The organism is Pseudovibrio sp. Ad13, from assembly GCF_001623225.1.
Classification (GTDB): Bacteria; Pseudomonadota; Alphaproteobacteria; order Rhizobiales; family Stappiaceae; genus Pseudovibrio.
Window position 1 is genome coordinate 26423 of sequence record NZ_LMCC01000022.1, and the last position, 23101, is coordinate 49523.

The window sequence follows — 23101 nt, forward strand, 5'->3', positions numbered from 1 at the left end:
CCATCTCCTCTTAATTCGTTACAGCCGGAAGCGGTTCATACTCAGGAAGATCAGGTGTTTCCATGAGAAGACGCTCGCCAGTGAAGCTTTCTACGAAGGCCACCAGATCAGCTTTCTCTTTGTCGGTCAGACCGAGAGGCTTGATCAGGTCGGTTTTCGTTGCAGCCCAGTCGTTAGTGCCACCACCCTGGTTGTAGAATTCTACGACGTCTTCCAGAGTTTCCAGCATGCCGTTGTGCATGTAAGGAGCGGTGTACTTGGTGTAACGCAGAGAAGGCACACGGAACTTGCCGAGATCAGCATTCTGCTTGGTCACGAAGTAAAGGCCCGGATCGTCCTTCCACTTGCGGTATTTCTCTTCCGTGGAGCCTTTTGCAAAAAGCTCGAAGCGGAAGGTGATTTGCGCAAGTTCATCGTCTTCCCAACCGTCATAAGCTGGAACGCCGAGGTTGTAGTACTTCTGGTTGGAGATCAGAGCACCATCATGACAAGTAGAACAACCAGCCTTACCGGTGAACAGTTCCATACCGCGTTTCTGCTGGTCACTCAGAGCATCATCATCGCCGAGCATGTACAGATCAAACGGAGTATCACGCTGAACAATTGACCGCTCAAATGCAGCAATCGCCATATAAGCGTCACGCATCAGAGGGTATTCGGTACCGAACACATCGTTGAAGCGCTCACGATACTCAGGAATAAACGCAAGGCGCGCTTCCATCATGTCGTCTTCACCGTTACCGGCAACACCACCACGAGCAGCTGTACGAGCTTCTGCTTCCAAAGACTTGGAAACACCAGTCCAGAACAAGTTACCGTAGTATGCAGTGTTCACGATCGTTGGTGAGTTACGCCAGTGAACTGTACCCGGATAGCCCAGAGAGATCTTGTCAGGGAAATCCCAGCCAAGCTCTGGTAAATGACATGCCGAACATGGCATCGCACCGTTACCGGACAGACGTGGATCGAAGAACAGGAGCTTGCCCAGCTCAACCTTTTCAGGTGTCATTGGGTTATCTGGTGGAGAAGGAGGCTCACCCAAAGGAGCCAGTTCTGCCGGGCGTTTTTCAGCCGCTTGAACACCAGCTGCAACTGCAACAATGGAAACACCAGCAAGTGCAATCACACTAATGGTTTTTTTGAATGTTGTCATTTTAGCAGCCCCCTAGTTCTTCTTGTTTTTCCAGTCTTCGATCAACTCGTAAGAGTAGTCGTCGGCTGTCCAAACATATTCAGGAGTATCGAAGCTGTCGCCAGACAAGGTCTTCAGGAACGCGACCAGATTGGCCTTTTCGCTGTTCTTCAGATTGAGAGGCTTCAGACGTGAGTCTTTGTTGACATCATCACCGCCACCCTGGTTGTAGAATTCTACAACGTCTTCAAGTGTCGCCAACATGCCGTTGTGCATGTAAGGCGCAGTGTATGTCAGCTCACGAAGAGTTGGGGTCAGGAAGGAACGCTTGTTCTCTTCTTTATGATCCCGGATGAATGCACCCTGATCTTCACGCAGGTTCATGTAGTTGTTAACGCCCATGAACTTCGCGTAAGTCACATAGGTGATGTGACGCAGTGGATCAGACCAGATATCAGGGTTGTTAGGAACACCGATATTGTGTGGCTGATCATCTGTGAAGCGGTTGCCCGTGTGACAGGAAGAACACCCTGCTTTGCCCATGAAGAGTTCATAACCGCGTCGTTCAGAAACGGTCAACTCACCACGGTCAAACGCGGAACCTTGAGATGTAATGGATTTAAGGAATGCTTCTAAAGCACCGCGAGCACCACCGTTAGATGGTTCACCCTTACCCGCAGCTTTAAACATTTCAACGTAAACAGGATCTTGCTTCATGCGTTCCTGCATGATGCGCATATCCATGTTCATGATGTAGGTCTCTGTGATCATACCACGAGAGACATCGTTCAGGTTTGTACCTAAACGGCCATCATGCATCCAGGCTGCCCGGTGTCCGACATTCGCCAGTGTTGGCGTATTACGGAAACCTTCTGTACCTGTATATGCAGTAGAAAGCTTTTCGCCGTCTGTGAACCCCTTAGCTGGATCATGACATGTTGAACAGCTAAGGTTGGTGTCACCAGACAAACGGCTATCATAAAATAAGCGTTTTCCCAGTTCTACAAGAGCAGGTTTCTGCTCTATCTTTGCAACAGGCCCTAAATCTGTTGCGAATGCCGCAGTGCTTGTCATCAAAGCAATCGACATACTGACGAGAAGGCGCATTGTTACCCCCAGTTTGGCTGGGATGATACTAACAAGATTCGTTGTCAGGCAGCATCGATCCCCGAATACGCAGTATTTCTGCATGGAGCTGAACTGTTTTCATTGATTGCAATCAGTAGTTGGATTTAGGAGTTCTAAAGAATGATATTTTTTCACGCTCATCCGGTAACAAAATGTTGAATAAAAGTAATCCTTAGAATATTGATTTATATCAATGTCCTTGACTACAGGGGACTTTACGCCAAATCACGTAATAAGCGGGGAGCTTAACGCATGTCGGGGACAACCCCTCCAAAGATAGCGTCATCACCTGACCATCTTTCGTTTGAATGTGTTCAGGAATCCTGCGGTTTTAAGGGCGAGGAATGCCTCTGTCGCCCGATGCATCATCATTTCGAAAAAGCAGAATTACGTGCCGCCAGAACCATCGAGCTGAACGAAGGTGATCAACTGGCGCCAGAAGACTTTCCGGAACCTGTTGTTTTCGCAGTTCTCAATGGTGTGATCGCTGTTGAGAGCCACTTAAGTGACGGACGCCGCTCCCTACTCACGCTTCGCTTCCCGGGTGAGTATCTGGACATGAACCGTGCAGACCGTCACGCATCTGGTGAAGTGGTCGCACTTGCACCAACTTTAGTGAAGCTGGTTCCACGCAATGTCTTCGAAGAATTGCTGCTGCTGGATTCCAACCTGCGCCGCATCTACTGGCGCCGCGCGACGGATATCATGCACCAGCAGTTCGACCATTCCTCTGATCTGGGCAAAAAAACCCCAACAGAGCGCATGGCCTCCTTTATCTTTGAGCTACGCAACCGCATGAGCATTCCACGCTTTGTGGAAGAGTTCGCTCTGCCAATCTCCAGGCAATCCATTGCGGATTATCTTGGCCTGCGCGCTGAGACTGTAAGCCGTGTTCTGAAGAGCTTGGAGAAGGAAGGCGCTGTAAAGCTCATCGGCAAGCACAAGATTGCCGTTCTGGACTTCAAAGGCCTGCGCAAAATAGCAAATGGCGCACGTCCGCGCCTGTCAAACCATCGCTGATCTGATCACACGATTGTAAGGGCTGGTCACGGCGCCAGCTCTTCCTGCCCCAGCTTACTCTTCTTCTACATTATTTATTCGCGTAGTAATCTCATTCAGGCGTGTCAGGCTTTGCATCGTCATAGGCAGCATAATAGCCGCCTCCACGAACTCCCACGAGTAAGCCACGATAGAAAAGATCATGCCTGTACTCATGTCGGGTAGCCCAGCCGCCAGGATCAGATTGATCACAATAAACGCGATCTGAAACAGGAAAATCACGCCATAAACAATGGCCTCCGTGTCAGAAAGACGAACTTCATGCATCCTTAGCGCACGCAGATGCCTCCAGACACCACGCCGACTCCCTCGCTCAAGCGCATGCACCTGGTTCTCTGTCTCTGCATTTAGGGCGGAATTAAGTAAATAAAACCGGCTGTTAAACGCGGAGTAAGTAAGCAGCATCAGAACGACGACAGTAAACGCCGACGCTGACAGCCACAAATGGAAGCTAGCAAGCACCACCAGAGCGACAATAATCTGGATAACAGCTGAAAGTACTTCAGGTACTTCCCCTTCCAGATAGTCCACCAGCTCTCTGCTCATGTTCAGCCGCGCTGCTCGTTTCGAAACCGGCTTATTCTGATGCCTCTGATCCAGTTCCGCCCCTAAGTGGAGCCGGATTGTGCCGTAGGCGCGGGTATCATAAATCCGGCGCGCAACCGCGATCACCGTCAGCCCCACAAGGACACCGCCCATTACAATGACATTGTCGAACACCCCTTTAAAGCAGGTCATCAATGGCAAATCCGATAAGCAACGGGATCAGTGCCATCAAAAAATTCTCTGCAAGAACACCTGCCCATGTAAGACAAATCCGATAAGGAAATGTCTTCACAAGGGTAGAAAGTCCAAGATATCCTTCTAAACGCATGATGCCCTCAACACACAAACAATAGATTGTCATTTTAGATAATCTATTGTCGCACGGTGTCAAGGCCTGCTCATTCGGCAGTTAAGCAACCACCTCTTCAACACCAACCAATTCAAAGGACCCAATCGGCGTCTCAACTCCGTTCAGCAACACTGCCAGCCGATGTTCTCCCTCGTAATACCGACGTGTTGTGATTGGCCGAATACTGTGTTTGCCTGAAATACGCAGCGTCTGCCCAGCGGTCAACTCGCCTCTCCGCCACTTGAACACCTTTGGGGCCTGTGTCCCGTTCGCTTTGCGATGGTAGATGACAAAGTCCAGCATAAACGGAACTGCCTTCTCAGAGGCATTGCTTATCTCCGCAGAAAAGGTCAACCCTGATCCATAAACCACCCGATCAGTATCCAACACACTGCGCACCACACGCGTATGTTCTGCATCATATCCAAGCACGGCGAGGCTCGGCAGATGGGCCGCCTTCACATTGCTCCGCAACGCATGCCGCACCAACCGCAATCTACGCTCGGTTGGTTGCTCGAGCCAGCGCCCACAAACCTCCGCAGTTAAATCAGGGTGATCCTTGGAAATGTCATTCAGATGATTGGCAACAGACCGGCGCACATACTCAGTCTCATCATCTTTAAGCTTCTCTAACAATGGCAGGCACTTATCAGGAGCCTCAATAAAGCCCTTCAATCGCTGTCCCCATGGCAACCTTGGCCGTGTTCCCTCAGAAACAAGGCGCCGTACATGCGCACATTCATCCTCAGCCCACTCAGCAAAAAGCGTCATCGCCTCCTCTTCATAGCGTTCAATAAACGGACGAATAGCAAACTCAGCTGAAAAGCGACGCGTCATCTCTTTCATAGCAGCCATGGAAAGCTCAAACTTCTCCAGGCCATAAAGCAGCACGTAATCAGAGAACGGCATTGTTACGAAGCCAGAAAGCCCGCTTCCATCATTCTCCCAGACTGGCTCATCCTCCATAGCCAACGGAGCCGAGAGCGTCGCCATCATAATCCGCAGCGCTTCGCTATAATCCTCAGGGAGATAACGGCGCAAGCAACGCGCCAGATGGAGCGAACGCTCTTTCAGCTCCAGCTCACTCAAACCATCCAGAGCTTCAACTGTGAAACCAGAAGCAAGAAATGAGGGATGAACCCCTGCCAAAGCAGAGGCCATCCGTTCAATAGATGCTTGATTGAAAACCTCTTTAAAAGGCTCAGCCATATGTACCCACCACACTAAAGAATTCCATAGCACCAGCTTTACGCGGCTGATGCTCACGGCTCATATCAATCAAAGAAAAATACGCCTGCCCGGCTTCATGTTGACCAGCGGCGGCAAAAGCCTTCTCACTTGCACTGCTATCCGCCCAAACAACAATATCAGCATAAGCACCATCTTCATGCTTCACCAATGAACGGCGAACAAACCCTTCATGCTCATTCAAAAACTCCGCCTGAAACTGCTCAGAAGCAGCAACAAGATCACTTTCACTCTTGCCCTCAGCAAGATGAAACGGTGCAAACTCAATCACTTGGTTGGTCATCATTATTTTCCTTCAATATTCGGATGACCTGTTTGTATGGACATATATGTCATTTAATGACACATTTCTTTGATGAGCAACGAAACAAGCCGAGCAACCAGAGCAACAGCCTTAAAACGCCTTGATAGGCTTGAGCAGATAGAAGCACTGCTCAAATCTGGTGAGTGTCCGACAACGCATGATCTGGCAAAAGAGCTCGGCATTTCCCAAAGAACTTTGTTCCGGGATCTGGAACTGCTCCGCGAGCGTGGCTTGCCCATTGAGGCAGATAAAGGTCGCGGAGGCGGCATCCGCCTTCAATCCCGCTGGGGTGTTGGCCGCCTCAAACTGGAATACAAGGAAGCGATCGACCTCCTCATCAGCCTCGCCATCGCAGAGAACATGCGCTCCCCTCTCCTGCTGGCCAACCTCAAACCGATCCGCCGCAAGTTGATTGCGTCCTTCTCTCCAGAGCTCCGCTCCCGTGTCGACACATTGAAGTCCCGTATCTGGATTGGCGAAACGGCTTCTCTTCATGTCTATGGATCTTTTGAAGAATTTGACAGCGAAGCAATAAGCCCTGTCAACGAAGCCTTCTTGATGAGCAAGTGCATCCATATCCAATATAGCGATCAGAACGGCAACCTTTCTCACCGAACCATCGAGCCACACTACCTTTTTCTGAGTTACCCGGTTTGGTACATTATGGCCTGGGATCACCTGCGCGGCGCCGTCCGCACCTTCCGTCTCGATCGCATAAAATCCGCCCAAATGCACGACAAAGGCTTCGCCCTAAAGCCTAAAAAGCCCTTCATAGACGCCATCGACGGCATCGAGCCCGCAACGCCTTAGTCATCAAAGCTTCAACAAACATTCATAGGCCTGCCATGCGGTGCCCCTAACCAGAAAGCACTTAACCGCAAAACTATTCTGACAGGGGATTTTTCATGCGCGCTCTTCGCACTTCACTCTTGGGCGGCATTTCCGTTGTTATGTTGGCAGCTGGTGTTTCTGCTGCAAATGCATCTGAAGCAAAGTTCTTTAAACGCATCGCGACCATGCCGGTTTACGAAACACTGGCGGAAGGCGTAGACCGCAAATCCGAAACCGTCGCAGAAATCATTGCTGCATCTGAAGACGGAAAAACCTTAGCTTTCACCGATGGCCCTCAGGAAGCAATCGTCTTCCTTGACGCAACCAACCCAGCACAGCCAAAGCCGGTAGGACGCACCGCACTGGGCGGCGAGCCAACTTCTGTTGCAATTTCAGGTAATTACACGTTCGCAGGCGTCAATACCTCTAAGAGCTACACCGCACCTTCTGGCTATGTGGCCGTTATCAACACCGCAACAAAACAGATTGTTGCGAAGTGCGATGTCAATGGACAGCCAGACTCCGTTGCAGTGTCCAAAGACGGCAAGTTCCTTACGATCGCCATTGAAAACGAGCGTGACGAAGACCTGAATGATGGTGCTCTGCCGCAGATGCCTGCAGGTTTCCTCACTATCTTCGATCTGGACCAGAACGGCATGCCGATAAACTGCGATGCCGTGCGTATCGTGGAAATGACAGGCCTTGCAACTGAAGGCGGAGATGATCCGGAACCAGAGTTTGTTTCCATCAACGGCAACAACCAAGCCGTTGTTACACTTCAGGAAAACAACCACCTTGCAATCGTTGACCTCGCTTCCGGCAAGATCACCAGCCACTTTTCCGCTGGTACCGCGACAGCACAAAACGTGCCGGTCAGGAAAGCTCGCGCCTCTGATGCGTCTGGATCAAAGATAGATATTCCCCGTGAACCGGATGCTGTGGCCTGGATTGATGATAATCGCTTTGTGACGGCAAATGAGGGGGATTACAAAGGCGGGTCTCGTGGGTTCACCATCTGGAACAAGGACGGCACCATCGAGTTTGACAGTGGCAACCAGATGGAACATCTGGGCATGTCGCACGGGCATTACCCGGCCAAGCGTGCACACAAGAAGGGCACTGAGCCAGAGGGCGTAACCATTGGTAAGTTCGGCGGCGAGACCCTGATCTTCGTGAACTCCGAGCGCGGAAACTTCGTAGCAGTGTACCGCGACACCGGCACCGAACCTGAGTTCGTCCAGTTCCTGCCAACGCACATCGGCCCGGAAGGCCTGCTGGCGATCCCATCCCGCAATCTCTTCGTTGTTGCCAACGAGAAGGATAACGTGAAGGACAAAGTCCGTGCCCATGTCGGCCTCTATGAGTTTGGCGCGACCTCTGCTGAGTACCCGCAGCTGGTTTCCAACATCGATCCGGAAACCAACGCACCAATCGGCTGGGGCGCGATCTCCGGCATGGTCGCAGACAAAACCGATGCCAACAAACTCTATGCCGTCTCAGACAGCTTCTACGACAACGCCCGCATCTTCACGCTGGATGTTTCCAAACAGCCCGTTGAAATCACAGGCCACATGGATCTGACCGGCGGCACCGCCAAGAAGTACGACCTCGAAGGCATCGCCCTGCGCAAAGACGGCGGCTTCTGGCTGGCATCAGAAGGCAACGCGAAGAAGGAAATGGAGCATTTCCTGCTTCAAGCCTCTGCGCATGGCGTCATCGAAAAAGAGATCAAACTACCAAAGAGCCTCATCGCACAGGCAAAACGCTTCTCTCTGGAAGGCGTAACTGAGTTTGAGATGAACGGCAAAACTCTCGTGGCCGTTGCTGTACAGCGTGAGTGGAACGACGATCCAAAGGGCATGACCAAGATCGGCATCTACAACCCTGCTGATGAGGGCTGGGGCTTTGTGCACTACCCGCTGGATGCACCACGCAGCACAGCCGGTGGCTGGGTCGGTCTTTCCGAAATCACATCTCTTGGCAACGGCAAGTTCGCAGTCGTAGAGCGTGACAACAAAGGCGGCAAGGAAGCAGCCATCAAGCAGGTCACTGTGATCTCTCTGGAAGGTATCACCCCTGCCCCACATGGCGCTGAGCTGCCAGTGCTGACCAAGAAGGTCACTCTCGATCTTCTCCCCGCCATGTCCGCAACCAACGGCTGGACACCGGACAAGGTTGAAGGTCTGGCAATCACCAAAGATGGTCGCATCCTCATCTCCACCGACAATGATGGCGTGGACGATGCCAACGGCGAGACCCTGTTCTTCTCCATGGGTGATGCAACTCAGCTGAACTAGCCGATTGAAATTTAGAAGACAACAAAGCCCGGTCGAGAAATCTGCCGGGCTTTGTGCTGTCTTAAGGCAACAGCGCAAAGCCGACGAACCTACTCAGAGCCAGTAGATATTACTACCTACAAACAATCTATGCGTGCTGTATCAAACAATACAGCCATCAACTAAACTAAATCACAACAATACAACCACCAGTTACTATTGATTCTCAATAAACACGGTGGTCTCATGCCCATATCTAATGTAAATACAACACAAACAACTGTTCAAATTGAAAACAACGCAAGTCTCGCGCAAGTTAATACTAAAAGCACACAATCCTCAAGCTTGAATGATTCCGCCTTAAAGGCAGAACCGGAACACAAAACAGGCTTCTACTACGCACCCTTCGCATCTGAGGATGTCTTACTTTTCGCAGCAGGCACCAATCAAGCCCGCAACACCGCTGGCAAGGAACCACGCCATATTATCGTGGCAAATGATGCTGCTAAAACCAAACTGGAAACGCTCAAGCAGCAGCTGGTAGAAAAGAACCAGGCTCAGGCCAGTGACATTCGCGAAAAGGCAAATGCAGTCATCTCGGAGCTGAACCTTGAGGGATTTGAACTTCTGGATTTTGTATCATCAGATGCCTACACAGACATGCTGAAGCTGGCACAAAACTATTCCTTTGAAGCGGATGTTCTGCAGCAGGCAAACATTATCAGCAATGAGAAAACCGGCATTCTGGGCACGCTGAAAAACGGTGAGAACAAAATCTACGTACTCGGCCACGGCGCTAACGGCTCTAACGAAATCTCCAGCAAACGAAGCGCCAGTGAGGAAGGCTATGAAACCGTCTCCTCAAAAGGGCTGGCTGAGCAACTCTCAAAAGGCGGTCTGGATAAATCATTCACCGATATACGCGTCGAAAGCTGCTACAGCGCAGATGCAACTGCACCAGAGTCATTTGATCCAGAAGAACTGAAACTTTCCTCCGAACCCGGCTTCATAGATGCACCAGAAGACCCAGAACTCGACGGGACCAAAGTTTTCCCTTTTGCGCAGTCCTTAGCGAATGAACTCAAGAGTGCTGGCTTTGAAAGCCCGGAAGTTGCCGGTTATCACGGCGCGGGAAAAGCCTACTCAGAAGATGCCCATAGATACCAGACACTCCACACAGACGATGCACCAGTGGCCAGAAGCTCTGATGTGCGGCAGATATTTATTCCAGTCTGAACCTACAGCTTTCCAGAAGCGAACAGCCTAAGTGCATAAAGCCCAGCAGAACTCTTGGCCGGGCTTATTGCTTAGCCTTTACATTTTGCCAGCCTGCTCAGGATAGCGTCAGCATGTGTCCAGAGGATCGCACTCCCCTCCTCTGCAATCTGATGCAGCTCAGAGCAGCTCAGGCGCGTGGCAAGGGTGCTGCCAAAATCAGGCGAATGCACCGGGCTCGTATCCTTGAGGCCATACCATAACTGCACGTCCTGCTTGATGTTCTCAACGTTGAACGACCAGCGCCCCATCGCAAGCCGCGTATCACGGGCATAGCCGGCTGCTCCCTGAGCGAAGCCCGACGCCAGCGCATCACGATAGAGAGGAGCAAACAATGCTGAGGCATAAAACGCGCGGTCTTCTTCCCCGCTCATCCCCTCAATCATCTGCCACAGCCAATCTGCCGTCGCCATACCTGCAATGTCAGCCTCAAGACGGTCCGGATCATCGCAAGCTAAAGAAACCATGCCCTTCAACTCATCAGGAAGCTTGGCAAACATACCGGGGAAAGCCAGCTCATCCTGACCGGACACAATCGCAACCCCATCAACAAGACCAGAAGCTGCCAGTGCCAATGCAAAAGGCGCCCCCTGCGAAAAGCCAATCGCAAACGCCTGATCGGCCTTCACAAAATCAAGCAGTTCTTTGATATCCTCTGCCCAGCTTTCAAAGTTTTTCTCAGGATCTGCACCGGACTTCCCCAATCCCGGACGATCAACTGAGAGAACACGCAGACCCAGATTCTTTGCGGTTTGCTCTCCAAACGGAATGGCAGAGGCCATTCCTGCACCCTGACACAAAATCACAGGTCGCCCATCAGCATCACCCCATTCACTCCATGTAAGGGCGCGGTCACCGGGTAGATTTATTGTTCCTTCTTGCAGCTTCACAAACGTATTCCTCAATGCAAATTCAAAACTAAATCAACAATCTAATAAGGCAGATGATCTCTTCCCACCCTTAAAGCTGCACCTAACAAAACGGGTAATCACTGCAAGATCAAGCCAGCAAACAGACTTTTCCCAGCCACGTGGACGCCTCCTAAAAAGAAAGCCCGGGGGATTTCCCGGGCCTAATCGCTTAGTTCTTCGTAGCAAGCTGGGCGCTCAGCGAACTAAGTTCCTCAATATGCCAGAACTCGTGGATCTTGCCGTTCTCAACGCGATAAACCTCAAAACCGGCAATATCGAAGGCATTCCCATTAGCTTCAGCACCAAACAGCCCATCAGTGTTGGTGCCTTTGTAACGCCAGTAGATCAGAACTTTGTCATCACCGATTGGCTCAACCATACCAAGCTCATGGCGGAAGTCCGGTGCGCCTGCTGCCAGGGCTGTATAGGTCCCCACCGCAAACTGCTTGGCGTTTTGTCCCTCACGGCCATTATGGTCCACCATGTCATCAGCATAAAAAGCTGCCAGTTTATCCGCATCAAACGGGCGACTGTCTGCAACCTCATAGAATTTGCTCAAAAGATCAGTCGCTTCAGTGGCACCAGCAACTGCGGTTGAAAGGGCAAGAGCTGCAGCAGCTACAGCAAGCTTCACTTTGTTCATCGGCGTGTTTCCCTTGTTTTCATTAGGCAAACCCCATATGAAAGCAAAGAAGCAGAACGTCTAGTACGCACTATTTTAGCAGCTAGTATATAAAAGGGTACTGCCCACCATGAGCGATGACAGCAAAGATACAGCCAGCAGAGCATTCATCGGCTATGAAACCTGCCCTGTGCGCCGTACCCTGACTGTTTTGAGCGGTAAATGGAAACCATTGATAATATACGAGCTTCTGCCTGCACCCTGCCGTTTCAACGAGCTGAAACGCAGACTGCCCGGTGTTTCTCAACGCTTATTGACAGCACAACTCCGCTCTCTGGAAGAGGATGGAATTGTCGACCGTAAAGTTATGGAAGTTGTACCGCCGCACGTGGAATACTCCCTTTCAGAAAAGGGCAGATCCCTGCAGCCGGTCCTTCAGGCAATGGAAACCTGGGGCGAGAACGAGGTCAAAAACTTCCCGATTTCTTAATCCTTGCGCTCATAGTGATAGGTGATCTTGGGCTTGTTCTTGCCGAACAGGATCTTCAGGATCACAATGGGGATAGTGATGGCAATAACGGCCAGCATCAGGCCGGAGGCAAATCCGATAATGAGGAGGATAAATGCCAGTAAAGCCATCGCGAACAAAATCGCAATCACCCGCCCGGTTATGTATTCCAGAAAATTCAGCATCACCATCTCCAACGGGCATATCTTCCAAAACCGGCGTCGGTTTTCGGTTCAGGATACGCAAATAAACATCCAAAACAGCACCGTTGCTATGTGCGCTGTTTTCGAGCTACCCAAAGGGTACACCACTAGAAGATGGCGATGCAACTGAAGAGAATCAAGCGTTCTCGTGCTTTTTCGCTGCCGGGTTATTCCCCCGCTCAGCATTCAGGTCAGCAAATGTTTTGCCAGAGGAAACCAGTTTCTCAAGCAGCTTTGCAGGCTGCCAGAAGTAAACATCTTCCTGCGCATACACCTTGATATTATTGAGGATTTTCTCAAGCCCAATCTCATCTGCGTACTGCATCGGGCCACCACGCCAACGCGGGAAGCCATAGCCGTAGATCAGCGTCATATCCACGTCCAGTGGCCGCAAGGCAATGCCTTCCTCAACCACCTTTGCAGCCTCATTCACCATGGCTGCCATGTACCGATCAAGGATCTGCTCTTTTGAAAGGTTTTGTGCGTTGATATGTTTTTCTTTGCGTTCCTCTGTCAAAATTTCGAGAACAGCGGGGTTTGGCGTGCCTTTCCGCGCACCTTCCTCATAAACGTAATAGCCCTTGCTGGTTTTCTGCCCAAACCAGCCTTGCTCACACATGCGGTCTGCAAATGTGAAATAGCGTTCACGTGGATCACGGGTTGGTGCTTTCCGCTTACGGGTTGCCCAGCCGATATCCAGACCTGCCAAATCAGCGACTGCATATGGCCCCATCGGGAAGCCGAACTCTAGCATCACCTCGTCCACCTCAAACGGCGATGATCCGTCCACCACAACGGCATCAGCAGCTGCGCGATAAGTCGCAAGAATGCGGTTGCCGATGAAGCCATCACAAACGCCAGCCCGAACAGCAACCTTGCGCATGATCTTGCCAAGCTGGAAACCAGTCGCAATCACATCAGGGGCGGTCTTGTCCGCAACCACCACTTCCAGCAGCTTCATGATGTGGGCCGGGGAGAAGAAGTGCAGACCAATCACATCCTGCGGGCGCTTGGTGACATCTGCAATGGCGTTCACATCCAGATAAGACGTGTTGGTCGCCAGAACAGCACCGTCCTTACAAACCTCATCCAGTTTCTGGAACACCTGCTTCTTCACAGTGATGTCTTCAAACACCGCCTCAACAACCAGATCCACGTCAGAGAGTGAGGCATAATCTGTGCTCAAAGACAGGGCTTCAGCAAAGATCCGCTGTTCCTGCTCTGCTGAAAGCTTGCCCTTCTTAACAGCACCACCAGTATTCTTGGCAATCGTCGCTTTCGCGCGGTTGAGAGCCTCATCATCCCGCTCAATCAAGGTAACAGAAAGCCCGTTCATCAGCGCACCGGTCGCTATGCCAGCGCCCATAGTACCACCGCCGATCACGCCGATAGATTTCAACTCGCGTGAAGCAATGCCTTCAATTTCAGGAAGCTTGCCAAGAGCCCGATCTGCAAAGAACGCATGTGACAAAGCGCGGTGCTGAGCAGAGTTCTTCAGCTCCATAAACATCTCACGCTCTTTCGCCATGCCATCTGCAAAGCTGGTCTGGCTGGCAACTTCAATGGCTTCAACACACACCACCGGTGATTTCTGTCCACGAGCCCGCTTGGCAACCGCAGCCTTGGCATCCGCAAACACCTGCGGATCAACAGCAGGCGCAACCAGCTCAGAGCAATGGCGCAGCGGCGTCCCATTATCAATCACAGACCGTGCAAAGGAGAGGCCAGCAGCAACCGCATCAGCTTCCTCGCTCACCTCATCCAGAATACCAACAGCCTTTGCAGCATCCACCCCAACTTGCGCACCGCTCGGGATCATCTCCAGCGCGGTCTCATAACCAGCCAAACGTGGCAGACGCTGCGTGCCGCCTGCACCCGGAATGATGCCCAGATGCACTTCTGGCAGACCAACCTTGGCGCCCTTTACCCCAACGCGGAAATGACAACCCAGTGCAACCTCAAGCCCGCCGCCCAGCGCAACACCATGAATGGCAGCAATCACAGGCTTCGAGCAGGCTTCAATGCCATCAATCACATCAGGCAGATGCGGCTCAGTGGCAGGACGCTTGAACTCGCGAATGTCCGCCCCCGCAATGAACACCTTGCCAGCGCCAACAATCACCGCAGCCTTCGCCGCATCGTCTTCTTCAAACTGCTTGATACGCTCAACCAGATCTTGCCGGATCGCCAGCGACAACGCATTCACTGGCGCATTGCTCACGGTCATAACCGCAACATCACCGCGCAATTCATAGGAAACCTGACCTGATGACTTAAATGAAGAAGACACTCGAAACTCCCTGAGGCAAAGCGCACTCCCGCGCCGCACTATCACTCGCAATTCCACATAGTTTAGCAGGGCACGGCAGGAATTCCAGTTGTAAAATACAATTCTAATATGCGGAATTACAAGAAAAGAGCCTGGTTACCCTCACCACCTACAACGGCTCATCCAACCCATTCGGCAAGGAGATCCAAAGCACAGTCTGAGCCTCAGGTGAATGCCGCGAAAGGTGCCCCTTGCCATGCGTGTCCTCAATAAGCACGAACTCCCCAGCGCCGACTGTTCGAACTTCCCCGTCACTGGTTTCATACTCAACGGACCCATCAAGCCTCACAGTCAAAACCCGATCAGGCACACTATGCCATTCCACCTGTTTCATACCTGCTGGAATGTGAGAGAAACGGACGCGCGAAGCCGGATAACTGGCACTTACATCAAACGGAGTTGCTTCGGGATGCACCGACACTTTCTCAGTCGGTATCTCAACCTCACCAAAATGCGACTCCCCATCCGGCGTTGCGTAAATCCGTAGACACTTCACAGCAGCAGCCCCTTCAATCTGACCAAGACATCGCAAAACCTACCTACCATGCCGCAACCAAAAGACAAAACAACCACCTTGGTTGCAGCTGCACTTCCCAACTCAGCACAACACCCAAAAACAAAAAACCCGGCGCCTTACGACACCGGGTTTCTCGTTTAGTCTTGGAAGCGCATCATCGCAAACAAACTTTGTTCGCGATGATGGACACTTTAGAAGCGACGCTTACTTGGAAGCATCTGCCCAGCTCTTGATCAGCTCGTCGTAGTCAACGGTGACCGGAGTTGGTTTTTCGTTAGCCAGTTTGGCTTTCGGTGCGCCTGGCTGGTTCAGCCAGAAATCGCGATCCTTAACTTCGTTGAGCTTAGGACCACACTCGCCCTGAACACCAGCACGCTCAAGACGCTTCAGAACTTTGTCCTGAGCAGCTGCAAGAGCGGTCATAGCTTCCTGAGGAGTTTTCGCGCCTGAGGATGCATCACCAATGTTCTGCCACCACAGCTGAGCCAGCTTTGGATAGTCAGGAACGTTGGTACCGGTTGGAGTCCACTGTACACGAGCTGGGGAACGGTAGAATTCTACCAGACCACCCAGATTAGGTGCACGCTCGGTGAAGGACGCATCACGAACGTCACTGTCACGCACGAAGGTCAGACCAACGTGAGACTTCTTCAAAGAAGTTGTCTTTGCAACGGTGAACTGAGCGTAGAGCCATGCAGCTTTTGCACGATCTTCCGGGGTAGACTTCATCAGAGTCCAGGAACCAGCGTCCTGATAACCCAGCTTCATGCCTTCTTCCCAGTAAGCACCCTTCGGAGAAGGAGCCATACGCCACTTAGGAGTGCCGTCTGCATTCACAACTGGAATACCCTCTTTCACCATGTCTGCGGTGAACGCGGTGTACCAGAAGATCTGCTGAGCAACAGAACCCTGTGCCGGAACCGGACCAGCTTCAGAGAACACCATGCCTGGTGCTTCAGCCGGAGCGTACTTCTTCAGCCACTCGATGTATTTGGTGATGGAGTAAACCGCAGCAGGACCATCGGTTGCACCACCACGCTCAACGGAAGAACCAGCAGGGGAACAACCGTTTACGCGAATGCCCCACTCGTCAACTGGCAGACCGTTTGGAATACCCTTGTCGCCAGCACCTGCCATGGAGAGCCACGCATCGGTAAAGCGCCAACCCAGGGATGGATCTTTCTTACCGTAGTCCATGTGGCCATAGACTTTTTCGCCGTTGATTTCTTTCACGTCGTTGGTGAAGAACTCAGCGATGTCCTCATAAGCGGACCAGTTAACCGGAACACCCAACTCATAGCCGTATTTCGCTTTAAACTGAGCTTTGATGTCTGGGTTTGTGAACCAGTCATAGCGGAACCAGTAAAGGTTCGCGAACTGCTGTGTTGGAAGCTGATACAACTTGCCATCTGGGCCAGTTGTGAATGAGCGACCGATGAAGTCTTCAACATCCAGAGTTGGCAGCGTAACCGCTTTACCTTCGCCAGCCATCCAGTCAGTCAGGTTACGAACCTGCTTGTAGCGAGCGTGCGTACCGATCAGGTCGGAGTCGTTGACGTAAGCATCATAGATGTTCTCGCCAGACTGCATCTGGGTCTGAAGCTTCTCAACAACATCACCTTCACCGATCAGGTCGTGAGTAACTTTAATGCCGGTGATTTCGGTAAATGCTTTTGCAAGAACCTTCGCTTCGTATTCGTGGGTCGCAATGGTTTCGGAAACCACTTTGATTTCCATACCTTTGAAAGGCTCAGCTGCTTTGATGAACCAGTCCATTTCCTTCATCTGCTCTTCCTGAGAAAGAGTAGAAGGCTGGAATTCGTCGCTCACCCACTTCTTCGCGGCTTCCATGTCTGCAAAAGCAGAGCTGGATGCGCAAATCATGGCTGCAAAGCCAACGGACGCTAAAAGCTGACGTCTCATATATATTCCTCCCGACTATATTTTATTGCACTGAAAGTTCCCCTAAACATCAGTGCGGAGAAAAAAGCTCAATCCTAAACCCAGCGGAACACGCAAAACGCGTATGCCACACAGACCAACAGAGCCCACCAAAGGTTTGCGCTAACAAACCCAAGCCAAAACAGGCAGATAAACGCACTGCCCAGCAGCGAAACAAACAAGCGGTCGCCGCGTGTCGTCTCAAATTTCAAAATCCCATGCCGGGGTGTCCCCCCCGGCACAAACCATTCCCAAACCGCCATGCTGGAGATCAGCAGGCCAATGGTGATGAAGAAAATCGCAGTCGGCGACGTCCAGGCCATCCAAGAAAAATCCATAATCGCCTCCCTGTTAAACGCGGCCCAGGGCAAAGCCCTTAGCGATGTAGTTACGTACGAAATAGATCACCAGCGCACCCGGAATAATTGTCAGAATCCCCGCCGCCGCAAGTACACCCCAATCCATGCCGGAAGCTGAAACCGTACGGGTCATCGTGGCCGCAATCGGTTTAGCTGCAGTTGTGGTGAGCGTACGGGCAATCAGCAATTCCACCCAAGAGAACATAAAGCAGAAGAACGCTGCCACACCGATACCGCTTGCAATCAAAGGCATGAAGATCTTGCCGAAGAATTTCGGGAAGGAATAGCCATCGATATAAGCAGTCTCGTCAATCTCTTTTGGAACACCAGACATAAAGCCTTCCAAAATCCACACAGCCAGCGGCACGTTGAACAGACAGTGCGCCAGAGCCACTGCAAGGTGCGTGTCAATCAGACCGAAGGCGGAATAGAGCTGGAAGAAAGGCAGCGCAAACACCGCTGGCGGAGCCATACGGTTTGTCAGCAGCCAGAAGAACAGATGCTTGTCACCCAGAAACTTATAACGCGAAAACGCATAGGCCGCTGGCAACGCAACCGCCACGGAGATAACCGTATTAAGCGCCACATAGGTGATGGAGTTGATGTAACCGTTGTACCAGCTTGGGTCAGTGAAGATCACCATGTAGTTGGCGAGCGTCGGCTCATCCGGCCACAAGGTAAACTTGCTCAGAATTTCCTGGTTGGTCTTCAGGCTCATGTTGAAGAGCCAGTAGATCGGCAGCATCAAAAACGTGATGTACAAAGTTGGAACGAGGAAAGCATAGCGGCTTCCGGTTCTCTGTGCCTTTGCGCGGGTCCGGCTGCGTGGAGCCTGTCCACCAGCAGCAACACCACCATCAATGACTGCAGTTCCAGTTGTTGTCGACATGGTGCTTACTCCTCGCCTGCGTAATGTTTCTTCTCAGTCCCAATGTTGTTCATCGCGGTGTAGAACACCCATGAGAACAGCAGGATGATGAGGAAGTAGACGAGTGACATTGCAGCAGCTGGCCCAAGGTCAAACTGACCAATCGCCATCTTCACAAGGTCGATACTCAGGAAGGTCGTGGAGTTACCCGGTCCGCCACCTGTAACAACAAACGGCTCGGTGTAAATCATGAAGCTGTCCATAAAGCGCAGCAGAACCGCAATCAGCAAGACACTGTGCATCTTTGGCAGCTGGATGTAACGGAACACCGCCCAGCGGGACGCCCCATCAATACGCGCGGCCTGATAATAAGCCTCAGGAATAGAAACAAGCCCCGCATAGCACAGCAGCACAACAAGGCTGGTCCAGTGCCACACATCCATAACAATCACGGTGGCCCATGCAGCAACAGGGTCCTGTGTGTAGTTGTAGTTGATGCCAAGAGAGTTGAGGAAATAACCCAGCAGACCAATGTCCGCACGGCCAAACACTTGCCAGATGGTACCAACCACGTTCCACGGCACCAGCAATGGCAGCGCCATCAACACCAGACAAACCGGAACGCCCCAGCCTTTTTTAGGCATACAAAGCGCAATACCGATACCCAGCGGGATCTCAATTGCAAGAATGGAGAAGGAGAAAATCAGGTTGCGGACCAAGGCATCATGAAAGCGCTCGGAGCTGAGCAGTTCCTGAAACCATTCAATCCCAACCCAGAAAAACTGATTGTTTCCAAAGCTATCCTGAAACGCATAGTTCACAACAGTCATCAATGGAATAACAGCGGTAAAGGCCACCAGCAAAAGAACCGGTAAAACCATGAACCAGGCTTTGTTGTTTACGGTCTTTTCCATGGATCAGGCCCCCTCGCTTACGAGCCAGCTGTCGGCATAAAGGTTCGTCTGTGTTGGATCGAAGAGAGCCGTCGGGCTTTCCGGAATGCTCATGCCTTCGCCAACAATGGCATTCAGCGCAACACCTTCCATCTCACCACGTAAAATGCGGTAGCGGCCAATGTCTTCAACAGCGTTGACTTTCAACGGCAGACCTTCTCCGGCACCACCGAGTTTCACAAACTCAGGGCGGATACCAACCTCGGTTTTCTGGGCGACTTTTTTCGGGTCGAGACCGCATGGCAGCGGCACACTGTGACCACCAACACGCGCCATGGTTCCATCCACCTCGCACGGCAGAATGTTCATGCCCGGAGACCCGATGAAGTAGCCAACAAAAGTGTGCTGAGGTTTGCGGAACAGCTCGTCCGGCGTTCCAATCTGCACAACTTCGCCGCCATACATCACCACAACCTTATCCGCGAAGGTCAAAGCCTCGGTCTGGTCGTGGGTCACATAAACCATGGTGAAGCCAAACTGCTTGTGCAGATGCTTCAACTGCGAGCGCAAAACCCACTTCATGTGTGGGTCGATCACGGTCAGCGGTTCATCAAACAGGATCGCGTTGGTATCAGAGCGCACCAGACCGCGGCCCAGCGAGATCTTTTGCTTCTCATCAGCCGTCAGGCCCTGCGCCTTGCGCTTTGCCTTACTTTCCAGATCAATGATCCGTAGAATCTCGTTGACCTTCTGATCAACTTCAGCTGCCGGAACACCGCGGTTGCGAAGCGGAAACGCCAGATTGTCGTAAACAGACATGGTGTCGTAAACGACCGGAAACTGGAACACCTGCGCAATGTTACGCGCTTCGGTAGAAAGCTCCGTCACCGGCTTACCATCAAACAGCAGCTCACCTTCAGAGGGTGTCAGCAAACCGGAGATGATGTTCAAAAGTGTTGTCTTGCCACAGCCGGAAGACCCAAGAAGCGCATAAGCACCGCCGTCTTCAAAGGTCAGATTAACTTCCTTCAAAGCGTAATCGCTTGGGCTTGTTGGGGTCGGCAAATAAGAGTGGCGAATGTGGTCGAGATCAATACGTGCCATGCTCGCCTCCTTAAGCCGGTTCATGCATGAGAGACGCAACAGAGCGGCCCTCATCATCAAAAATCATGAAGTTCTTGGCATCCACAAACACGTCGATCTTGGCATCCACGTCTACGTTATGAATGCCATGTTCCAGCGCCACCCAGCGGTGGTTCAGGCATGTCAGATGAATGTAGCTCTCAGAACCGGTAATCTCGGAGACATCAACAACCGCAGGAAGACAAACAGCAACTTCACTTGGGCGCTGCAGGTAAAGGTGATGTGGCCGGAAACCTGCTTTGTAATGTCCATCAGGAAGACGCTTCTCTTCTTCTGATGCCGGAATAACCGTGCCATTTGACGTGCGGAACTCACCCCCGCTCTTCGTCAGGCCCAGCAGGTTCAACGGCGGATCAGAGAAAGTCTGCGCGGTAACGATGTCCTGAGAATTGCGGTAAACGTCAATGGTATCACCAAACTGCGAAACCTGCCCCTCATGCAAGGTGGCTGTACGCCCGCCCAGCAACAAAGCTTCTGTCGGTTCTGTTGTCGCATAAACAAACACAGCACCGCTTTCAGAGAAGATCTTCGGCAGCTCGTCGCGCAATTCTTCGCGCAGTTTGTAATCCAGATTCGCCAATGGCTCATCCATCAGCACCAGATGCGCCCCTTTGACCAGCGCACGCGCAATCGCAGTACGCTGCTGCTGACCACCAGAAAGGTTCAGCGGTGTTCTGTCCAGATAAGGTGTGAGCTTCATCAAGTCCGCAGCTTTGCGCACTTGCTTGTCAACATCAGCCCCTTTTACTCCCGCAACGCGCAGCGGGCTGGCGATGTTTTCATAAACCGTGAGAGCCGGGTAGTTGATGAACTGCTGATAGACCATGGCGACGTCGCGCTTGCGCACGGAAACACCGGTCATATCCTGTCCATTTACGAGCACTTGCCCTGCAGTTGGCGTGTCCAGCCCTGCCATCAAACGCATAAGCGTTGTCTTGCCTGACAGTGTTGGTCCCAACAATACGTTCAATGAACCACTTTCAAGACGCAAAGACACGTCGCGAATATGGTCCATACCGTCAACAGTCTTGCTGACGCCCCTTAATTCAAGCATGTTGCCCTCCCGGAACAGAAAGCGACCCAACTGCTTCCTGCGGTACGCGCTGCTTGCACTGCGGTACCTTCATATTCCTGACTGTAATTCCAAAAAACAACTCGGTGGCCGAGCTGAATCTCTTAGTAAAGGTCCCAGCCTTTTAAAGAACTGCGCCGTTTTACAACGCTACGCATCTGTCAATTTTTCACGAGCCTCCCCGAACACTTTCAAGTTCTGCTTTCTTACGCAGCTCCGTCCCTACAAAGTGCCATTAGAGATCAAAATTAAACTACGTCCTAACCAACACGTCAATTTTCGTTTACAGTCGATTACGCGCATATTCGCGTAATTTCGAAATATAAGCGAAACCACTTAAGCGTCAATTCGAAAATTGACAAAACGAAACTCTCAGCTGTTATCCATTAGGATGAGAACGCACCCAGTGCGGCAGAAAATGTTGAAGATCTGTCATTCTTGCATCTGACAGCCTGAACCAATAACACGTTGAAAAGACTGCGCTGTTGACGCAAACTCTGATTTATTAAGCTAGCTAATATTTTCGCGGCGAAATAATTCGAACCTAAATTCCCTATTCAGATGTTCTCCACCGGGTGTGGTCAATTCATGAAACCACCTTGCTCAAACATCGATTCTGACAACCGCTTCCGGAGAGGATCACCTCTCCTCCCCCTCTTTCGCAAGCCCCCTTGCCCTTCAGGTAGTTGCAACTCTATTGTCGTGCAGAGCGATAAAACCGGGGCAGTTAGCTTTGGTCGCTCTTGGAGGGGAACTGTATCATGGACTTTTGCCTACAGCTTTACAGCGCACGAAACTTCCAGCCCTGGAAAGAGGTTTTTCAGGAAACAGCCCTCCTCGGCTACACACAGGTAGAAGGTTTCGAGGAGCTCTATCCCACATTGGAAGCCGCTCAGACAGTGCGAGACCTCCTCGATGAGTACGACCTAGACATGCCCTCTGGCCACTTCGACCTCAAGGATCTGGAAGAGAACCTTGATCAGTGTATCAAGATCGCAGTCCTTCTCGGCATGCACACAATCTTCGCTCCTTACCTCACACCAGAACAACGCCCAACAACCAAGAGAGAATGGACGATCTTCGCGCACCGTTTGGAGCACATGGCCAACACGCTCAAGCATAAAGGCTTCCACTTCGGCTGGCACAACCACGACTTCGAGTTCAAGCCACTCCCGGACGGCACCATTCCTATGGAACTGATCATCTCTGAAGCCCCCACCGTGGAATGGGAGGTCGATGCCGCATGGATCATCAAGGCAGGTCTGGACCCGCTGGACTGGATCGAAGCCCACGGCACCCGCATCACAGCGGTCCACATCAAGGATATCGCCCCCGAAGGCGAAGGCGCTGATGAAGATGGTTGGGCAGATGTCGGCTTCGGCACCGTCCCATGGGCACATATTCTAACCGCCCTGCAGGAAAAGAGCCGTACCAAGATCTACATTCTCGAACACGATGATCCGAACAATTTTCTCCGCTTCGCTGACCGTTCCTTAACCTCACTTAAAATGCTTGAGGGTGTATAGGTAGTTTGCCATAGACACGCCTTTCCCTTGCATTAAGGCAAGTCGATTGTCTCCACCAAGG

The 23101-nt window shown here is 51.7% G+C and carries 23 protein-coding genes; 6 read left to right on the plus strand and 17 right to left on the minus strand.

The features are described 5' to 3' along the window. Positions 1–10 precede the first annotated feature (10 nt). Together PsAD13_RS24875 and PsAD13_RS24880 are read right to left on the minus strand one after the other, a co-directional pair. A complete protein-coding gene (locus PsAD13_RS24875; RefSeq protein ID WP_063290485.1) occupies positions 11–1153 on the minus strand; it encodes a cytochrome c peroxidase in 1143 nt (380 codons plus the stop codon). A gap of 12 nt (positions 1154–1165) precedes the next feature. Then, positions 1166–2239, minus strand: coding sequence for a cytochrome c peroxidase (locus PsAD13_RS24880; protein ID WP_063290486.1), 1074 nt, complete (start codon positions 2237–2239; stop codon positions 1166–1168). Between the two features lie 273 nt (positions 2240–2512). Between PsAD13_RS24880 and PsAD13_RS24885 the strand changes: the two genes are divergently transcribed. Continuing rightward, the gene (locus tag PsAD13_RS24885) at positions 2513–3280 is read left to right on the plus strand and encodes a helix-turn-helix domain-containing protein (protein ID WP_208986925.1); all 768 of its coding nucleotides are present in this window, start codon (positions 2513–2515) and stop codon (positions 3278–3280) included. 54 nt (positions 3281–3334) lie between these two features. Here the strand turns inward: PsAD13_RS24885 and PsAD13_RS24890 are convergent, their stop codons facing one another. The 4 genes from PsAD13_RS24890 to PsAD13_RS24900 all read right to left on the minus strand — a co-directional run bounded on the left by PsAD13_RS24890 (position 3335) and on the right by PsAD13_RS24900 (position 5748). Then, entirely contained in the window at positions 3335–4057 is a 723-nt protein-coding gene (locus PsAD13_RS24890) for an ABC transporter six-transmembrane domain-containing protein (RefSeq protein ID WP_208986926.1), read from the minus strand. Next, positions 4044–4193 carry an ABC transporter six-transmembrane domain-containing protein gene (locus PsAD13_RS28545; RefSeq protein WP_208986927.1) on the minus strand — a complete coding sequence of 50 codons (150 nt, stop codon included), beginning with the start codon at positions 4191–4193 and terminating at the stop codon, positions 4044–4046. The genes PsAD13_RS24890 and PsAD13_RS28545 overlap by 14 nt, the downstream gene beginning before the upstream one ends. An 81-nt stretch (positions 4194–4274) precedes the next feature. Then, positions 4275–5423 (minus strand): DNA alkylation repair protein, encoded by a 1149-nt coding sequence (locus tag PsAD13_RS24895; RefSeq protein ID WP_063319795.1) that lies wholly within the window; start codon positions 5421–5423, stop codon positions 4275–4277. Then, entirely contained in the window at positions 5416–5748 is a 333-nt protein-coding gene (locus PsAD13_RS24900; protein ID WP_063319796.1) for a hypothetical protein, read from the minus strand. Before PsAD13_RS24900 ends, PsAD13_RS24895 begins: the two co-directional genes overlap by 8 nt. 69 nt (positions 5749–5817) lie before the next feature. On the opposite strand from PsAD13_RS24900, the gene PsAD13_RS24905 reads away from it, so the two are divergent. The 3 genes from PsAD13_RS24905 (at position 5818) to PsAD13_RS24915 (ending at position 10109) form a co-directional block, all read left to right on the plus strand. After that, the gene (locus PsAD13_RS24905; protein ID WP_063319797.1) at positions 5818–6576 is read left to right on the plus strand and encodes a WYL domain-containing protein; all 759 of its coding nucleotides are present in this window, start codon (positions 5818–5820) and stop codon (positions 6574–6576) included. Positions 6577–6671: 95 nt separating this feature from the next. Next, complete coding sequence (locus PsAD13_RS24910; RefSeq protein ID WP_063319798.1) at positions 6672–8894, plus strand: esterase-like activity of phytase family protein; 2223 nt, start codon at positions 6672–6674, stop codon at positions 8892–8894. A 324-nt stretch (positions 8895–9218) separates the two neighbouring features. Then, positions 9219–10109, plus strand: a complete 891-nt coding sequence (locus PsAD13_RS24915; RefSeq protein WP_063319799.1) for a hypothetical protein — start codon at positions 9219–9221, stop codon at positions 10107–10109. A gap of 71 nt (positions 10110–10180) precedes the next feature. Here the strand turns inward: PsAD13_RS24915 and PsAD13_RS24920 are convergent, their stop codons facing one another. Beyond that, complete coding sequence (locus PsAD13_RS24920) at positions 10181–11038, minus strand: alpha/beta hydrolase (protein ID WP_063319800.1); 858 nt, start codon at positions 11036–11038, stop codon at positions 10181–10183. A gap of 190 nt (positions 11039–11228) precedes the next feature. Continuing rightward, positions 11229–11702, minus strand: coding sequence for an ester cyclase (locus PsAD13_RS24925; protein WP_063319801.1), 474 nt, complete (start codon positions 11700–11702; stop codon positions 11229–11231). A 109-nt stretch (positions 11703–11811) separates the two neighbouring features. Between PsAD13_RS24925 and PsAD13_RS24930 the strand changes: the two genes are divergently transcribed. Beyond that, entirely contained in the window at positions 11812–12171 is a 360-nt protein-coding gene (locus tag PsAD13_RS24930; RefSeq protein ID WP_063290496.1) for a helix-turn-helix domain-containing protein, read from the plus strand. Here the strand turns inward: PsAD13_RS24930 and PsAD13_RS24935 are convergent. From PsAD13_RS24935 to PsAD13_RS24975, 9 genes are all read right to left on the minus strand, one after another. Continuing rightward, positions 12168–12374, minus strand: coding sequence for a hypothetical protein (locus PsAD13_RS24935; RefSeq protein WP_152986835.1), 207 nt, complete (start codon positions 12372–12374; stop codon positions 12168–12170). The genes PsAD13_RS24930 and PsAD13_RS24935 overlap by 4 nt on opposite strands. A gap of 154 nt (positions 12375–12528) precedes the next feature. Next, on the minus strand, positions 12529–14682 hold the full coding sequence (locus tag PsAD13_RS24940; RefSeq protein WP_063319802.1) for a 3-hydroxyacyl-CoA dehydrogenase NAD-binding domain-containing protein: 2154 nt from the start codon (positions 14680–14682) through the stop codon (positions 12529–12531). A 148-nt stretch (positions 14683–14830) separates the two neighbouring features. After that, a complete protein-coding gene (locus tag PsAD13_RS24945) occupies positions 14831–15217 on the minus strand; it encodes a hypothetical protein (RefSeq protein ID WP_063319803.1) in 387 nt (128 codons plus the stop codon). 225 nt (positions 15218–15442) lie between these two features. Beyond that, complete coding sequence (locus PsAD13_RS24950; protein WP_057465478.1) at positions 15443–17161, minus strand: ABC transporter substrate-binding protein; 1719 nt, start codon at positions 17159–17161, stop codon at positions 15443–15445. Positions 17162–17235: 74 nt separating this feature from the next. Continuing rightward, entirely contained in the window at positions 17236–17517 is a 282-nt protein-coding gene (locus PsAD13_RS24955) for a DUF2160 family membrane protein (RefSeq protein WP_057465479.1), read from the minus strand. A gap of 13 nt (positions 17518–17530) precedes the next feature. Then, a complete protein-coding gene (locus PsAD13_RS24960) occupies positions 17531–18283 on the minus strand; it encodes a carbohydrate ABC transporter permease (protein WP_244271793.1) in 753 nt (250 codons plus the stop codon). 149 nt (positions 18284–18432) lie between these two features. After that, positions 18433–19320: a sugar ABC transporter permease gene (locus PsAD13_RS24965; RefSeq protein ID WP_057465481.1), complete on the minus strand. Its 888-nt coding sequence runs from the start codon at positions 19318–19320 to the stop codon at positions 18433–18435. 3 nt (positions 19321–19323) lie between these two features. Continuing rightward, a complete protein-coding gene (locus PsAD13_RS24970; RefSeq protein WP_057465482.1) occupies positions 19324–20403 on the minus strand; it encodes an ABC transporter ATP-binding protein in 1080 nt (359 codons plus the stop codon). Positions 20404–20413: 10 nt separating this feature from the next. Continuing rightward, positions 20414–21496 carry an ABC transporter ATP-binding protein gene (locus PsAD13_RS24975; RefSeq protein ID WP_063319813.1) on the minus strand — a complete coding sequence of 361 codons (1083 nt, stop codon included), beginning with the start codon at positions 21494–21496 and terminating at the stop codon, positions 20414–20416. Positions 21497–22275: 779 nt separating this feature from the next. Here PsAD13_RS24975 and PsAD13_RS24980 point away from each other — a divergent pair. Then, complete coding sequence (locus tag PsAD13_RS24980) at positions 22276–23040, plus strand: sugar phosphate isomerase/epimerase (protein ID WP_063319804.1); 765 nt, start codon at positions 22276–22278, stop codon at positions 23038–23040. Positions 23041–23101: the final 61 nt, after the last annotated feature.

Excerpts from the sequence above, each read along its gene's own strand:
- PsAD13_RS24910 (WP_063319798.1), top strand. The coding sequence starts at position 6,672 with ATGCGCGCTCTTCGCACTTCACTCTTGGGCGGCATTTCCGTTGTTATG.
- PsAD13_RS24875 (WP_063290485.1), bottom strand. The coding sequence starts at position 1,153 with ATGACAACATTCAAAAAAACCATTAGTGTGATTGCACTTGCTGGTGTT.
- PsAD13_RS24965 (WP_057465481.1), bottom strand. The coding sequence starts at position 19,320 with ATGGAAAAGACCGTAAACAACAAAGCCTGGTTCATGGTTTTACCGGTT.
- PsAD13_RS24975 (WP_063319813.1), bottom strand. The coding sequence starts at position 21,496 with ATGCTTGAATTAAGGGGCGTCAGCAAGACTGTTGACGGTATGGACCAT.
- PsAD13_RS24880 (WP_063290486.1), bottom strand. The coding sequence starts at position 2,239 with ATGCGCCTTCTCGTCAGTATGTCGATTGCTTTGATGACAAGCACTGCG.
- PsAD13_RS24885 (WP_208986925.1), top strand. The coding sequence starts at position 2,513 with ATGTCGGGGACAACCCCTCCAAAGATAGCGTCATCACCTGACCATCTT.
- PsAD13_RS24930 (WP_063290496.1), top strand. The coding sequence starts at position 11,812 with ATGAGCGATGACAGCAAAGATACAGCCAGCAGAGCATTCATCGGCTAT.
- PsAD13_RS24970 (WP_057465482.1), bottom strand. The coding sequence starts at position 20,403 with ATGGCACGTATTGATCTCGACCACATTCGCCACTCTTATTTGCCGACC.
- PsAD13_RS24900 (WP_063319796.1), bottom strand. The coding sequence starts at position 5,748 with ATGATGACCAACCAAGTGATTGAGTTTGCACCGTTTCATCTTGCTGAG.
- PsAD13_RS24895 (WP_063319795.1), bottom strand. The coding sequence starts at position 5,423 with ATGGCTGAGCCTTTTAAAGAGGTTTTCAATCAAGCATCTATTGAACGG.
- PsAD13_RS24950 (WP_057465478.1), bottom strand. The coding sequence starts at position 17,161 with ATGAGACGTCAGCTTTTAGCGTCCGTTGGCTTTGCAGCCATGATTTGC.
- PsAD13_RS24925 (WP_063319801.1), bottom strand. The coding sequence starts at position 11,702 with ATGAACAAAGTGAAGCTTGCTGTAGCTGCTGCAGCTCTTGCCCTTTCA.
- PsAD13_RS28545 (WP_208986927.1), bottom strand. The coding sequence starts at position 4,193 with ATGCGTTTAGAAGGATATCTTGGACTTTCTACCCTTGTGAAGACATTT.
- PsAD13_RS24890 (WP_208986926.1), bottom strand. The coding sequence starts at position 4,057 with ATGACCTGCTTTAAAGGGGTGTTCGACAATGTCATTGTAATGGGCGGT.
- PsAD13_RS24935 (WP_152986835.1), bottom strand. The coding sequence starts at position 12,374 with ATGCTGAATTTTCTGGAATACATAACCGGGCGGGTGATTGCGATTTTG.
- PsAD13_RS24980 (WP_063319804.1), top strand. The coding sequence starts at position 22,276 with ATGGACTTTTGCCTACAGCTTTACAGCGCACGAAACTTCCAGCCCTGG.
- PsAD13_RS24955 (WP_057465479.1), bottom strand. The coding sequence starts at position 17,517 with ATGGATTTTTCTTGGATGGCCTGGACGTCGCCGACTGCGATTTTCTTC.
- PsAD13_RS24960 (WP_244271793.1), bottom strand. The coding sequence starts at position 18,283 with ATGCTGCCGATCTACTGGCTCTTCAACATGAGCCTGAAGACCAACCAG.
- PsAD13_RS24905 (WP_063319797.1), top strand. The coding sequence starts at position 5,818 with ATGAGCAACGAAACAAGCCGAGCAACCAGAGCAACAGCCTTAAAACGC.